At 59.6% G+C, this 13,919-nt stretch carries 16 protein-coding genes; 5 read left to right on the top strand and 11 right to left on the bottom strand.

Annotated elements, in window-relative coordinates:
* Positions 1–42 precede the first annotated feature (42 nt).
* Both LPQ25_RS14510 and LPQ25_RS14515 read right to left on the bottom strand, forming a co-directional pair.
* Entirely contained in the window at positions 43–954 is a 912-nt protein-coding gene (locus LPQ25_RS14510; RefSeq protein WP_014907705.1) for an NmrA/HSCARG family protein, read from the bottom strand.
* The gene (locus tag LPQ25_RS14515; RefSeq protein WP_014907706.1) at positions 947–1,816 is read right to left on the bottom strand and encodes an MBL fold metallo-hydrolase; all 870 of its coding nucleotides are present in this window, start codon (positions 1,814–1,816) and stop codon (positions 947–949) included. Before LPQ25_RS14515 ends, LPQ25_RS14510 begins: the two co-directional genes overlap by 8 nt.
* Positions 1,817–1,903: 87 nt before the next feature.
* On the opposite strand from LPQ25_RS14515, the gene LPQ25_RS14520 reads away from it, so the two are divergent.
* The gene (locus LPQ25_RS14520) at positions 1,904–2,827 is read left to right on the top strand and encodes a LysR family transcriptional regulator (protein WP_014907707.1); all 924 of its coding nucleotides are present in this window, start codon (positions 1,904–1,906) and stop codon (positions 2,825–2,827) included.
* 19 nt (positions 2,828–2,846) lie between these two features.
* Here the strand turns inward: LPQ25_RS14520 and LPQ25_RS14525 are convergent, their stop codons facing one another.
* Positions 2,847–3,752 carry a LysR family transcriptional regulator gene (locus tag LPQ25_RS14525; protein WP_004190483.1) on the bottom strand — a complete coding sequence of 302 codons (906 nt, stop codon included), beginning with the start codon at positions 3,750–3,752 and terminating at the stop codon, positions 2,847–2,849.
* Positions 3,753–3,890: 138 nt separating this feature from the next.
* Here LPQ25_RS14525 and LPQ25_RS14530 point away from each other — a divergent pair, with 138 nt between their 5' ends.
* Both LPQ25_RS14530 and LPQ25_RS14535 read left to right on the top strand, forming a co-directional pair.
* A complete protein-coding gene (locus LPQ25_RS14530; protein WP_014907708.1) occupies positions 3,891–4,820 on the top strand; it encodes an aromatic alcohol reductase in 930 nt (309 codons plus the stop codon).
* A 25-nt stretch (positions 4,821–4,845) separates the two neighbouring features.
* On the top strand, positions 4,846–5,052 hold the full coding sequence (locus LPQ25_RS14535) for a YdgH/BhsA/McbA-like domain containing protein (protein WP_004212334.1): 207 nt from the start codon (positions 4,846–4,848) through the stop codon (positions 5,050–5,052).
* A gap of 50 nt (positions 5,053–5,102) precedes the next feature.
* Here LPQ25_RS14535 and LPQ25_RS14540 read toward each other — a convergent pair whose 3' ends face one another.
* Complete coding sequence (locus LPQ25_RS14540; protein ID WP_015874735.1) at positions 5,103–5,981, bottom strand: AraC family transcriptional regulator; 879 nt, start codon at positions 5,979–5,981, stop codon at positions 5,103–5,105.
* A gap of 158 nt (positions 5,982–6,139) precedes the next feature.
* Between LPQ25_RS14540 and LPQ25_RS14545 the strand changes: the two genes are divergently transcribed.
* Complete coding sequence (locus tag LPQ25_RS14545; RefSeq protein ID WP_004151596.1) at positions 6,140–6,895, top strand: SDR family NAD(P)-dependent oxidoreductase; 756 nt, start codon at positions 6,140–6,142, stop codon at positions 6,893–6,895.
* A gap of 4 nt (positions 6,896–6,899) precedes the next feature.
* Here LPQ25_RS14545 and LPQ25_RS14550 read toward each other — a convergent pair whose 3' ends face one another.
* Positions 6,900–7,493 carry a TetR/AcrR family transcriptional regulator gene (locus tag LPQ25_RS14550; RefSeq protein WP_014907710.1) on the bottom strand — a complete coding sequence of 198 codons (594 nt, stop codon included), beginning with the start codon at positions 7,491–7,493 and terminating at the stop codon, positions 6,900–6,902.
* 73 nt (positions 7,494–7,566) lie between these two features.
* Here LPQ25_RS14550 and bdcA point away from each other — a divergent pair, with 73 nt between their 5' ends.
* A complete protein-coding gene (bdcA, locus tag LPQ25_RS14555) occupies positions 7,567–8,280 on the top strand; it encodes an SDR family oxidoreductase (RefSeq protein WP_014907711.1) in 714 nt (237 codons plus the stop codon).
* A 66-nt stretch (positions 8,281–8,346) separates the two neighbouring features.
* On the opposite strand, the gene LPQ25_RS14560 is transcribed toward bdcA, so the two are convergent.
* The 6 genes from LPQ25_RS14560 to LPQ25_RS14585 all read right to left on the bottom strand — a co-directional run bounded on the left by LPQ25_RS14560 (position 8,347) and on the right by LPQ25_RS14585 (position 13,890).
* Positions 8,347–8,841, bottom strand: coding sequence for a hypothetical protein (locus tag LPQ25_RS14560; RefSeq protein ID WP_014907712.1), 495 nt, complete (start codon positions 8,839–8,841; stop codon positions 8,347–8,349).
* A 126-nt stretch (positions 8,842–8,967) separates the two neighbouring features.
* Positions 8,968–9,510, bottom strand: a complete 543-nt coding sequence (gene tssJ / locus LPQ25_RS14565) for a type VI secretion system lipoprotein TssJ (protein WP_004176417.1) — start codon at positions 9,508–9,510, stop codon at positions 8,968–8,970.
* Positions 9,488–10,573 (bottom strand): type VI secretion system baseplate subunit TssG, encoded by a 1,086-nt coding sequence (tssG, locus tag LPQ25_RS14570; protein ID WP_004190503.1) that lies wholly within the window; start codon positions 10,571–10,573, stop codon positions 9,488–9,490. The genes tssJ and tssG overlap by 23 nt, the downstream gene beginning before the upstream one ends.
* Positions 10,537–12,291: a type VI secretion system baseplate subunit TssF gene (tssF, locus tag LPQ25_RS14575; RefSeq protein ID WP_004190505.1), complete on the bottom strand. Its 1,755-nt coding sequence runs from the start codon at positions 12,289–12,291 to the stop codon at positions 10,537–10,539. Before tssF ends, tssG begins: the two co-directional genes overlap by 37 nt.
* Before the next feature lie 76 nt (positions 12,292–12,367).
* Positions 12,368–12,838 (bottom strand): hypothetical protein, encoded by a 471-nt coding sequence (locus LPQ25_RS14580; RefSeq protein ID WP_015874733.1) that lies wholly within the window; start codon positions 12,836–12,838, stop codon positions 12,368–12,370.
* On the bottom strand, positions 12,835–13,890 hold the full coding sequence (locus tag LPQ25_RS14585; RefSeq protein ID WP_014907714.1) for a polymorphic toxin type 44 domain-containing protein: 1,056 nt from the start codon (positions 13,888–13,890) through the stop codon (positions 12,835–12,837). Before LPQ25_RS14585 ends, LPQ25_RS14580 begins: the two co-directional genes overlap by 4 nt.
* Positions 13,891–13,919 lie beyond the last annotated feature (29 nt).

A 13,919-nucleotide genomic window follows, 5' to 3' on the forward strand; every position in this document is an offset into this window, starting at 1 on the left:
CGACGAGACAGCGCGCCTGGCGGGTAACCAGAACACCAGCCTTTAACGATCAAACGCCCAGCGAGCCCCGCTGGTCAGCGCCCGCTCGAAGGCGGGACGGCCGGGGCCTGCCAGCCAGCCGGCGAAGGTGTGCAGCTGCGGGTGCAGCTGGCGCAGGGCGTCGAGGTCGGCGTGCCCGGCCAGCCGCCCGTCGTCCACCAGCCCGGTCAGCTTGTGCAGAAAAGGACTGGCGGCCAGCACCTCGTCGGAAAATCGCGAATAGGGGATCGGCCGTCCCGCCGCCGCGGAGAATAACAACTCCAGCTGACGACCGGTCACGCTGTCGCTGGCGATCTCGAACGTCTTGCCGGCAAACCGCGCCGGCGCGGCAAAAACCGCCGCGACAAGATGGCCGATATCCTCCACCGCCAGCACCTGCATTCTCCCCTCCGGCAACATAAAAAATTGAAAACGACCTTCATCAAGGCCAAAACCAGGCATCACCAGCAGCTCCATAAAGGTGGCGGGCCGCACGATGGTCGCCGCCAGCGGCAGGCGGCGAATATGCCGTTCAATTTCCGCTTTGGTGTCATAATGCGCTACGCCGGTCGGCGTCTCCCCCGTCGCGCTGCCGGAGCTGTACACCAGATGCTTCACCCCGCACTCGACGGCGAGATCGGCGATGGTTATCCCGTAGCGTACCTCCTGCTCATCGGTCACCGTCCCTCCCGGCGAACTGGGCTGGACGCTGAAGACGCCGTCGACCCCGGCCATCGCCGACCGCATTGCCGCCCGGTCTTCAAAGGTACCCACGACCAGCTCGGCTCCCCGCGCCGCCAGCGCAGCGGCCCCGGCGGAGAAAGGATCCCTGACCAGCGCCCGAACCCGCCAGCCGCGGTGCAGCAGCGCCCGCGCCACCGAGCCGCCCTGCTGACCGGTGGCGCCAAAAACCAACACGCTTTGCGCATTATTCATCACTGTTCCCCTTATCTGCAGCCTGTTTCCCGGCCTCTCGCCAGCGATAGTCACCTTGCTTATCCTTCTCCAGCCAGCCGCAGGAAGGCCCGGCAAAATGCCCGGTGAACCATTGAGCATGATGGCTTGCCCCCCACGCCATCATCTCCCGTCGCGAGACTTCCGCCTGCCGGGGATCGCCGCAGAACGCTGAATTCCACTGCGGATGGGCAAACTGGATCGGGGAATGCAGAAGATCGCCGGAGAAACAGGCGTAGTCATCTCCGGCGGCGAGGACCAGCGCGGCATGGTCCGGACTGTGGCCGGGGGTGGGAATAAAGTCGATCCGACCGCCGACCCGCGGCCGGGTCGCCACATCGACGGTCTCCAGCTGGCCGGCCTCAATCACCGGCAGCAGGCTGTCAAGCCACAGCGCCCGGTAGCGTTCGCTGTTTTTCACCCGCGACAGCTCTTTTGCCGAGCACAGATAGCGGGCGTTGGGAAACAGCGGCACCCAGCGATCGTCCTGCCAGACGGTATTCCATCCGACATGGTCGGTATGCAGGTGAGTCAGTAGCACCAGGGTCACGTCCTCCGGGTTCACCCCCGCGGCGCGGAGATTCTCCAGATACGGCGTGTTAAGTTGATGATAGAGCGGATTGCCCCCGCGCTCCCGACCATTGCCGGTGGCGGTATCGATAACAATCAGATCGTAGGGGGTCTGCACCACCCAGCTGTGGATTGACAGCGCAATCGGCTGAATAACGGCCTCCGCCTCCGCTACCGGGAACGCCTCTGGATAGAGCGCTGCCGGCTGCAGGGAAATCTCGCGCTCCGGCACTTTGAAAATCAGGCTATCGCCTGTCTGGTAAGTTTGCATCACTCCCTCCGCGCGCATTGCGCTGGTTGATTTATCGGGGTGATATTCACTATGCTGCCGGGATAACCCACATTCAAATTGATTATCATAATGAACAAAATCATTGAAAATGATTTTAGTCGTATCGATCTGAATCTGTTGACAGTCTTGATGGTGCTGTACCGCGAAGGGAGCGTCACCCGCACCGCAGAGGTGCTCCATCTTGGCCAGCCGGCTATCAGCGGGGCGCTGAAACGGCTGCGAGAGATGTTTGACGACCCGCTGTTCGTGCGCAGCGCCAGAGGCATGCTGCCGACGCCGCGGGCGCAAGCGCTGATGACCGACCTGCAGCCGCTGATGGAAAACCTGCATTCGGCGATGTTTGGCGCCGCAGAGTTCGTCCCGGCGCGCGCGCAGCAGCTTTTTCGCATCGGCCTCAGCGACTGGAGCGAACACTGGCTGATGCCCCCGCTGTTACCCGGGCTGATGCAGGAGGCGCCCGGAGTCTCACTGCAGTCGATAGCCGCCGACCCCTTCCAGGTTCGCCAGTTGCTGGAGGAGGAGCGCATTGATGTCGCGGTGTCTGTCAACAAACAGAGCCGTGGGGAGATCGTCAGCGAGCCGGTGATGTCCATGGGAGTCACCACCCTGTGGTCGCCGCAGCAGATCCCCTGCCGCGGGCCGCTGTCGGTGAGCGACATTGTCGCCTGGGAACATGTGATGGTGGCCTATCGCGAAACCGGCCACGGTGAAATTGACCGCCAGCTCGCCAGCCAGGGACTCGCGCGGCGCGTGCGCTTTGCCACGCAGAATTTCTCCACCTTTCCCCTGCTGCTGACCACCCTGCCGCTGTTCGCCACCGTCCCGCAGGGGCTGGCGCAGCGCTGGCAGGCGCAGTATGCGCTGCGCGCGGACGCTCCGCCGGTAGCGTATCCGGAATTTACGCTGTGCATTTTGCGGCACAAACGGAGGGCGCAGGATCCGGCGCTGAACTGGCTGGTGACGATGTTAAAACAGGCCATGCGCGGCCAATAACCGGGCCGATGCCCCGGCATCAGGCCTCGCTGTGCGGGGGTTGCAGCACACGCCTGCTCCAGTCATAAAACGCGCGCACCGCCGGCGGCAGATAGCGGTTTTGCGGATAGACCAGCGACAAGGGAAGATCAGAAGCGGCCTGCTCCAGACAGGCGACCAGCGCCCCGCTCTGCAGATAAGGTTGCGCCAGATAGCTGGCGACGCGGATCAGGCCCAGCCCCTGAATGCCAGCCTGAATGTAGGCATCGGTATCGTCGACCACCAGCGTCTCCCGCATGCGGATCGCGCAGTCGCCTTCATCGAGGGAGAAAAGCCAGTCGATGGTCCGCCCGGTACGGTGATTCAGGTAGCCCACCGCCCGATGCTGGTGCAGTTCGTCGATGCTCTGCGGCCGGCCGTGGGCCGCGAGCCAGGCCGGCGAGGCGAGGACCATCCAGCGGTAGCGGGCCAGAGGACGCGCCACCAGGGTGGTGGAATCTTCGATCCGTCCGGTACGGATCACGCAGTCGAATCCCTCCTGAATAATATCTTCCACGTTGTCGCTTGAGCAGAGGATCAGCTCCAGATCGGGATACTGCTGCAAAAACTCGCCGATCCTCGGCAGAATGCAGTGGCGGGCAAGGGATTGCGGCATCCCTACCTTGAACCGCCCGGCGGGCTGAGCCGAGCGCCCGGGAAAGGAGGCTTCCATCGCCGCCATCTCGGCCAGCAGCCTTTTACACTCCTCATAATACCGGCGACCCTCCGCCGTCACGCTGAGCTTGCGGGTGGTGCGCTGGAGAAGCTGCGCCCCGAGCCAGGCTTCCAGCTCCTTCACCACCCGCGATACCGTGGAGCGCGGCTGCCCGAGCACCTCCGCCGCGCGGGCGAAGCTGTGGGCATCCACGACCGCAACATAGACCTGCATGGCATCCAGTTTGTCCATTTCGTTACCCCCCGGCGCTCATTATCCCATTATTACGAACAGTCTAACCCGAAACGCTGTACTTATCGAATGTCGACCGTCCCCCTACACTGAGCCTGTAGCCCATCAACACAAGGCTTAACTGAGCAAGGAGTTAAAATGAAAACTGATAATCTTAATCATGCGGAAAAGGTATTGGTGCTGGGAGCGGGACAACTGGGCGCCGCCGTTCTTGATGCGCTGGTGCCTGCGGTAATCGAGCGCCAGGGCACGGTCTCGGTCATCGTCTCGCCGGCGGCCTGGGATGAAGCCGGCCAGCTGCGGTCGGCAAACCATCAGGCGCTGGCCGACGCCGGAGCCACCTTCCTCGCCGTCGACATCGCCGGTAGCGCCATGGAGACGCTGGCCGATCAGTTTCGTGGATTCACCACCGTGATTAACTGCATGGGGTTTGTCGCCGGTCCGGGGACACAGCTGAAAATTACCCGCGCGGTGCTGGCGGCCGGGGTACCCCGCTATTTTCCCTGGCAGTTTGGCGTCAATTACGATGTGGTAGGCAAAGGCAGCGGTCAGCCGGTCTGGGACGAGCAGTACGATGTCCGAACCCTGCTGCGCGCGCAGCGGGCCACGGAGTGGGTCATTGTCTCCACCGGGATGTTTACCAGCTTTCTCTTCGAACCAGACTTCGATGTAGTGAATTTATCCAACCGAACCCTTCACGCCCTTGGCAGCTGGGATACCCAGGTGACCGTCACCTCACCGGCGGATATTGGCCGCCTGACCACGGCGATTTATCTGCATCAGCCGCGGATCGTCAACGAGGTGGTGTTTGTTGCCGGCGAAACGACCTCTTACCGGCAGTTGGCGGATACCGTGGAGCGCGTAACGCAGCAGACGTTCAGCAAAGCCGTCCACACCCTGCCCGCCCTGCTGGAGCAGCTGCGGACAGACCCGGATGACGCCATGCTGCGCTATCGCGCCGCCTTCGCCCGGGGGGATGGCGTGTGGTGGCCGATGGGCGACACCTGGAATGCCCGCCACCAGCTGCCGACCCAGGACATTGCCGGCTGGCTGCAGACCGCGCGCTGATTTTCTCTCACAGGACAGAATGACGATGAACAAGTTAATTCCACTGATCGTATTGAGTTGTCTGCTGCCCCTGGCGGCAAATGCCAGAACCATCACCGCCACCGGCGATACCCTGGACCATGCGGAGAGCAAAATCCGCCAGCAGGCCGCCCGCGAGGGCGTGACTACCTATCGCATCACTGAAGCGCGAATGGGCAACAAAGTGCATATCACGGCGAAAATCGCGGAATAAAGCACCGGCGTCAGGCTCAGGGATGAGCTACCGGCAGCCCGCGCGCCAGGTCAGGCGCTCATTTTTTCCCGTCGACGATCGCGGCCCGGCGGCGCGCCATACAGGCGAGCGTATTCCCGGGTGAACTGCGACACGCTGATATAGCCCACCTCCCCGGCAGCCTGCGCAATACTCATCCCTTCCGCCAGCATCAGGCGGCGGGCGTGGATCAGGCGTAACTGCTTCTGAAACTGCAGCGGCGACAGCGTGGTCATGGCGCGGAAATGACGGTGAAAGACAGAGACGCTCATCCCGGCGGCGTCGGCCAGCGCGTCGACGCTGACTGGCTGCATAAAATCCCGGCGCAGCATCGCCACCGCCCGACGGATCCGCGCCGAATGGCTGTCTACGGCGCCCAGCGCCCGGATGGCCGGCCCATGGACACTCTGCAACAGCCAGTAATGCAGCTCCCGCCGCAGACCTTCCCCCAGCACCGCCAGCGCCCCCGGTTGATCAAACAGCCTTGCCAGCCGGTAAGCGGCATCCGTCACATCGGCGTTCATCGGTTCGATACCAACGCGGGGCGCCTCATCCGGCCCTGACGGCCCGGCCTCCTGCAGCTCGCGCAGGATAGCCAGGTCCAGCTCCAGCACCAGCGCGTAATAGGGAAAACGCTGACTGGCCTCGGTGATCAGGCTGGTAGTGGGAACATCCGCGGCGATCACCATCGCCTCGCCCGGGCCATAGTCAAAGCTTGCCAGGCCGGTGGTCACGCTCTTACGCCCCTGGAGCAGCATGGCCACCAGCGGCCTGGCGATAGCCGCCTGCAGGTCACCAGGATGCAGGGCCCGCACCAGAGTAATACCGGGAACCGGGGTAACTGCCACCCCGCTGCTATCGACATGAGCATCGGCAAACCGGCGGCAGAGATCGAACAGAGCGTCGCGCATAAGATCCTTTCAGGCAAGTTTTAAAGCCTGAGTATGCGCTATTTCCCGGCAAAAGGGAGTGAACGGAGAGAAATGGGCAAAAAATAACAAGGATTGGGCAACCCGGCCCGGTGAGCCTCTCCTATTGTAAGGACTCCACATACCAGAGAGGACCGAACATGACTAAAATTGCACTTATTACCGGCGCCAACCGCGGCCTTGGCCGTCAGACTGCACTGGATATCGCCCGCCAGGGTGGGGATGTCATCGTCACCTACCGCGGCAGTCTCGAACAGGCGGAAGCGGTGGTCGCCGACATCCGCGCCCTGGGCCGCAAGGCCATCGCCCTACCGCTGGATATGGCGCAAACCGCCAGCTTCCCGGCCTTCGCCGACAGCCTCGGCAGCGCGCTGGCCAGCGTCTGGGGGCGGGCCACTTTCGACCACCTGATCAATAACGCAGGGCACGGCGAATTCGCCCCGCTGGCCGAAACGCGCGAAGCGCAGTTCGACGGGCTGTTTAACGTCCACGTTAAGGGGGTATTTTTCCTCGTACAAACCCTGCTGCCGCTGCTGGCAGACGGCGGGCGGATCGTTAACTTTTCCTCCGGGCTGACCCGCGTCTCCTATCCTGGCTTCTCCGCCTACGCCGCCGCCAAAGCGGCTGTGGAGATGCTGAGCGTGTACATGGCCCGCGAGCTGGGCGGGCGCGGCATCACCGTCAATACCATCGCCCCCGGCGCTATCGCCACCGATTTTGGCGGTGGGCTGGTGCGGGACGACGCAGAGGTAAACGCGCAGTTTGCCGCCATGACGGCGCTGGGACGGGTGGGCGTTCCCGAGGATATTGGGCCGATGATCGCCAGCCTGCTACGCGACGATAACCGCTGGGTAACCGCCCAGCGGATCGAGGTGTCGGGCGGACAAACCATCTGACGACTCAGGCTGGCAGGATGCGCTCCAGCGCCAGGCCTGCCAGCCGCACGGTCTCCAGAAGACGCGGCAGACTATCCCCTTCCCGCGCTTTCGCCGACAGGCCAAGCATCAGCGTATCCATATAGTCAGTCACCCGCAGCGCGTCCTGTGGGCGATGGCGGGCGATATACTGCTGGATTTTGGCTCTTGCCGCAGCATGCCATTCGCCTGCCGCCACCCGGGCATCAGCATCCTGACAATGTCCCCCCTCCAGCACCAGGCAGCCGGCGGCGGCCGGATCGGCCACATAGCGGCGAGCCGCCTCCTGCAGTACGGCGATGAGCGACGCCGCCACCGGCTGGTCGTCTCGCAGCAGGGCATCGATGGGAATGGCCCCGATCTGGCTGTAGCGCTGCAGGACGCGGGTATACAGCCCGAGCTTACTGCCAAAAGCGGCATAAAAGCTCGGGGGGTTGATGCCGAAAGCCTGGGTCAGATCGGCCACGCTCACCGCGTCGTAGCCTCGCGCGTGGAAGAGGCGTTGCGCCGTTTCAATGGCCTGTTCCGCATCAAACTGGCGGGGACGTCCCGGAGTGCGCCCTGGTTTTGTAGTGGTCACTATATTAATCCTTGACAGCCTGTTTAGCCACAGCATATTGTAATCATCACTACAATATCATGAGGTGTGGGATATGACAGCGTTTCACAACAAATCAGTGCTGGTTTTAGGCGGGAGTCGGGGAATTGGCGCGGCGATCGTCAGGCGTTTTGTCGCCGATGGCGCGTCGGTGGTGTTTAGCTATTCCGGTTCGCCGCAAGCGGCCGAGCGGCTGGCGGCAGAGACCGGCAGCACGGCGGTGCAGGCGGACAGCGCCGATCGCGATGCGGTGATAAGCCTGGTCCGCGACAGCGGCCCGCTGGACGTGTTAGTGGTCAATGCCGGGATCGCGCTTTTCGGTGACGCTCTCGAGCAGGACAGCGATGCCATCGATCGCCTGTTCCGCATCAATATTCACGCCCCCTACCATGCCTCCGTCGAAGCGGCGCGCCGCATGCCGGAAGGCGGGCGCATTATTGTCATCGGCTCGGTCAATGGCGATCGCATGCCAGTGCCGGGAATGGCGGCCTATGCGGTCAGCAAATCGGCCCTGCAGGGTCTGGCGCGCGGCCTGGCGCGGGATTTTGGCCCGCGCGGCATCACGGTCAACGTCGTCCAGCCCGGCCCAATTGATACCGACGCCAACCCGGAGAACGGCCCGATGAAAGAGCTGATGCACAGCTTTATGGCCATTAAGCGCCATGGCCGTCCGGAAGAGGTGGCGGGAATGGTGGCGTGGCTGGCCGGTCCGGAGGCATCGTTTGTCACTGGCGCCATGCACACCATCGACGGAGCGTTTGGCGCCTGATACCTCAGGGCGGCGATGCGCGCTTTGCACCGCCGCCGCGGGGACGTCATCGCCTGTCAGGGATCTTCAGGCCAGGCTGTCGACCGCCATAAAAAAGCGATCTTCGGTAAGCATACGCCGCGCTTCCGGGGACTGGTGCGCCTTGCGGATCATCCAGCCCTCCTCCGGGGCCAGGCTCAGATAAAACACCTCCCGGGAGCCCGCGCCGTCGGGCGCCTCAAGACTCAGGGTCACGATCCCCTTTTCCACGCCATCCAACAGCTGCTGCGGCACGATATTGACGCTGCGCTCGCCGTTTTGCAGACGAATGGCCGGGATATCGTAGCGGCAGATGCCGCTGTTGAGGCTGTAGCCAAGGGTACTCAGGTCGTGGAGATGGCGGGTCGAAATCACCACCTCAATACCGGTTCCATCAAACCACTGACTTATCTGCTGAGCCAGCTCCGCCATCTGCTGACGAAACCTGGCGATATCCGCGGCGGCCGACCCGTCGAGGGCCGCTGTCCGCCGCGGATTTTGCTGTTGCTGCAGTTTCTTAAAAAAACGTTCCCTCGCTGTCACGTTATCTCCCTGTGCTGTGATGAAACCGGTTGGGCTGGATGAAGATGGTTATCGCCCGTTCGCTGGTTACGAAGATTGAGGGCGAACTGGCGCGATGGCCCCGCCGCAAATGTTTGTTTTTTTATGTTACTTCGCCGCTTCAGGCCTGAGCCGTAGCTGGTTGTGTTCGGCGGTGAAAATGCGCGGCTTGTCCGGATCCAATTCCTCACGCGCCAGCACCTGCTTCCAGGTATTTCTTTGTGTGTCCGGATGGCGGAACAGGCCGACAACCGCCACGAACGTCGCCTCCGCTTCCAGCGGCATATTCAGACTGGCGTCCCCTCCGGGACCGATCACCACATCGCGACTGGCGAGGAGATCGGCGGCGAGCAGAATATCCCCCTCCTCCAGCAGCTGCTGGTAAACCAGCCGGTCAAAGGTCTGGCGATCTTTAAGCTGATAGATGCGCACCACCACCGGTTCAGAGAGCGAGTGATTCTCTCTGGCATCGGTGTTGAGCGCTTCGCGCGCGGTAAAGTCCAGATGCAGCGTATTAATTTTCTTATAAAAAACGGCGTTGAAGGCAGACTTTGTTCCCTCCGAGACGCGCTGGGTGAGTCCGCATCCGCTCAGGCAAAGCGCAAGCAGGGGCAGCAGACAGGCGGTTTTAGTCAAACTTATACGTAACACGTCGGTTTCCTTGTAGAAAGGTGGCAGGCTGCAGGCCCGTATAGGTACCCAGCTCGGTGGTAAAGGTCTGAGGAATATCGCCCTCACTCTCGCCCTCACCCACGCCCAGCACGCCGTTCATACCGAGCCAGAACGGCTCGTCCCCCAGCGGCGGGACAGCCAGCAGTCGGGTCGGCGCGGTCAGGGTGATGTTGGCCCGGAATCGCCAGCCGAGGTATACCCGCAGCAGGATGAGAAAGTCCCGAAACAGCGGGCCGTCAGGCTTCCAGCCCTGCGCCTCCGCGGGATTGTCGGTGGTAAGGGCGACGAGGAGCTGGCTGCTGGCATCCATCGCTTCGTCACCCAGCGGCGTATTGCCGTCCAGGAAGAAGTCGTCATCGCCGTAAAACCCCAGCGGCTGGCTGATCGCCACCGGACGCAGGCTGTACGGGCTCACCCTGACGGTGGTCTCCGGGGCCAGCAGGGTGACCAGCGCCTGGATCCCCTGCTGGGTTTTGCCCGGCTGACGCAGCACGCCGGTTAGCGCCAGAAAGCGCGACGCCGGCGAGGCGATATGCTGCGTCGTGCCGGGGATGCCCAGCCCCGCCAGGCCCAGTAGCGACTGCGAGAGACGATCGGTGCCGCCGGGCTCAAAGGTGGCGGGCCAGGAGTATTTCCGCCAGATGCGGTAAAACTGCGTCATGATCCGGTGGCTGAAGATATCCAGTAAGCCCTGCAGCGCTTCATGCCCTTCCCTGTGCTGGGCGATATCATCGAGATATGCCGTCGGGAGCGGCGAATCGACACCGTACAACCCCATAAAGGTGGTGCGAATGACCGGCGGCCTGCTGTCATCGGCCTCATCGTATTCCACGGCTTTCAGTTCGCTGGCGGGAAATCCCATTCCCGGATGCGGGTAAAAACGCACCGGATCGTCAGCCGGATGGCTGGTTCCCCCCATCAGCGGTTGGCCGGGACGCCGTTTTTCCAGAAGCTGGCAGAAGCGGTAAAAATTGATCCGCGGCAGGTCGGCCTCCAGTCGCGGGGTCAGCCGGGAATGCGGCGGCTGTGCTTCTCTTCCCATTCCAGTCGTTCTCCGGTTGGTTGCAGAATGATAATCAGGCGGTTGAACAAGTAGATGTCGGTGTAGAGCGCGAAGAAGCGGCTAAGCATCTCGCCAAACAGGCATATATCGCCTCGTCCGGCAAAGCCGTGACTGTCGAGGGTGACTTCAATCTGTACGCCGCGCACCAGATGGCCCTGTGCAAAGCGCTCTGTTGCGCGGTGCTTCACGTCGAGGATGGCTTCCAGACGCCGACGATTCATCTCGCTGTCGGTCCATTCATACAGCGCCAGGGTGCCGCGCAGGACCTCCGCGTTATCCATCAGGGAAAGAAAACTGCTGCCCAGATGGCTCAGCACCCGCCAGTGAAAACGGTCCTGGGCGGGGGGATAGCACGGCAGCGTCGGCGCGCAGAGGTTACGCACTGCAATACTGGCGGAAGTGGTTTTCATCACCGTATCGAGCACGGTGCTCTGCAGCGCGCGACGCGGCAGCTGGCCGTTGGTTCCGGTGAGGGTCAGCGACAGGCTTTCATCTTCCGGTACGGTATGATTATCAAAGGCTTCTCCGCCGACGATAAGCCAGGTGTTGTACAGCCCGGAGGGGCCACGGCGCACCCGGGTATGATAGTAATAGTCCGCCGCGTCATGACGCATCATGCCGCCTTTGTGGCGAAAACTTGAGAACGGCGCGTAAACCTGCTGGTGTGAGGAGATCACGGAATCGACGGTGTAAATTTCGGTGTGGCCGTCCTGCACGCGCATCGGGCGCAGCGGGTATTCGGTCTGCAGGGAATTGATGGTCAGCGGATCGGACTCCAGCGGAAACAGGTTGATCACTGGCACGCAGTGCAGGCGCAGCTGCTTTTCGCTGAAGCGGAAGTCATGTTCCCAGCGTTCCGCCAGCACGACGTCGATTTCAAACCACGCCAGTCCGGCCGGAAAAACCACCGTCTCCAGCCCGCGCAGATCGATGAACATGAACTTTTCGCGGAAGGTAAAATACTCCAGCAGCAGCTGGTAACCGCGAAAACTGCGGCCATCTTCAGGCCAGAGGCCGTCATCCTCGCCAAATCCAAGCGCGCTGAAATACCCGTCCAGCGGCCTTCTGTCCACCTCATCGGGCATGCGCAGCCACATCCGGGCCACATTGAGGGTAAAGGCCTCGTGCATGGCGCAGGCCAGCGGCGCATCGGCGTTGCAGTACAGCGGGATATGACTGAGATCGACCCGGCGCCAGTCCGTCAGCTGGCTGCAGGTAAAGCGCAGCGTGATCACCGACCGGCCATCCGTATCGGTGGCCAGCTGGACGCGCTCCAGGGATAACGGCTGCAGAGCGATCGCTTTGGTGGTGGTGTACCGGCAGCGCGTGCCCTTTTCACCGATCGGCCGGGAAAGCACTTCAAAGCCTTTGGCCATCGTCATCGGCTCTTTCATTTCCGGCCAGTCGGGGGTGAACTCCACGACCGACATCGAGGGAATGGTACGTAAATAATGTGGCCACAGCAGACTGACCACGCCTTCGGTCAGCTCAGGCAGATCGTCATCGAGTTTCTCGCGCATGCGGCCCATCAGGAAGGCAAAACCTTCAAACAGACGCTCGACAAAGGGGTCGCGAGCGCCCGCTTTGTCGAGATTGAGCATTGCCGCCTGCTCAGGATGAGCGCGGGCAAACTCTTCACCCGCTTCCAGCAGGTAGCGCATTTCAGCGTCGTAATAACGCAGGGTTAAATCGTCCATAAATTAATATTGATTTCCTTTCAATCATCAGATTTTGAAACTGGCAACTAAAAAAATAACCTTTATAACACCTGAATTAATACTTATAATTAAATGCCTTTATTTTTTTTAAACATTTATTGCTTGAACCATTTTTAATCGCGCCCTTAAAAAAATCATCTTTTATATAAATCGATGCGTAGCACACGCCCTCTTTTGAAGAAAGAATAAAATTTTGACCACCGCTACCTGCAGCGTTATATTCGTATTGACCACCAACCCTCCAACCAATGTCGAGCGCTGCATCTTTCCTAATCAGAGATGTAAACGAAGCTTTAATCTTAACTCTTTTTCCAGGTGCTATAATTTCAGGCTTTGATCGTACTATACGCGCGACTTCGTCAGGCTCAGGTTCGACATTATATATACTCTCACCTGCATATACGAATATAGTTTCGTTAGTGTTATTTATAATAACAACGACTGGCCTTATCGGAATAAAATGAGCGACAAGGACTAACACCGCTATAAATAAAGAAATACCCGTTAACGTTTTTGTTTTTTTCAAAATGATTCGTCACTTTTTTCTGGATTATCTGTATTCCAGCACCAATGATTTTCTCTTGAGTGAGGAAGGTGCGCGCCAGGTGTTGTTTCTAAAACGCAAAGAATATTATCTGCCGTCAACGTCTCAGCAAATTTCCCATGTTCATAAAATAGATTAAACCCTATTTTCATGCTAGTAATGTCATCCATGGTATCATCCCCCATGGCACCTGGCGTCATGTTTTGTTCCCAAGTGGACCCTTTCAAGAGAATTGCTTCAGAAAAACCGACACTACGTCCAACATAACCATAATGTATGTTTGACCAAACATCATAAAAATAATCATGCTGTTTAAACTTATGATAATAAGACTTTGATGATTTTCCTTTCCTGGGAAGTGGTCGTGCTACTGCAACGGATGAAAAAAAATCGCGGATCTTCGGTTTATGATCCCAGATTGAACCTGTTTTCACGGTCTGATACCAAATAGCCATTGCAGCAAGTAAATCTGTTTTAGGGGGCGGCCCCAGCCTTGCATAAAAGGGAAGTTTATTCCATTCAGTAAGTCTTTTTATTATAAAATCTTCGTCGATTAAATATCGTATTGTTTCTGCCGTATCGCTTCTGACATTCGCCTTTATTTCACTTAGTATATATTCTGCAACTTTAATCGCCCCATCTGTGTGAGTACACTGTCGTTCAGTCTTATTTTCTGGATGAAGATTCTTATAGGGTTCCTGTAAAGATGCCATAAGCCCATCGAGTGAAAATAAAGTAGTTATGCATTCACCTCCTTTCTCATAAGTATCATTCATCATTGATGGAATAAACTTCGCCTTACAGGGGCAAGTACTACAGCTGTCGAGGGTTCCGGCCATTCGCCGGCCATGAATGGTATCGTTGTCGATGCCACCGGCAATCTTGTATAGCCCTGCGTGCTTTCCGCAAGTGACGCTGTCCTGCTCCCGGGCAACAGGTTTATCAAACAGAGTGTGATCTTCTGCGCCTGTAGTGATTCTTCCGCCGCAGGTCGTTCTGTCTCCCTGTACCAGATAAAAACCTTTTGCTGCCATATGTTCTCCTTAGTGTCAGTTTCCGTTCT

The organism is Klebsiella sp. KPN54798, assembly GCF_021184225.1.
Taxonomy (GTDB): domain Bacteria; phylum Pseudomonadota; class Gammaproteobacteria; order Enterobacterales; family Enterobacteriaceae; genus Klebsiella; species Klebsiella pneumoniae.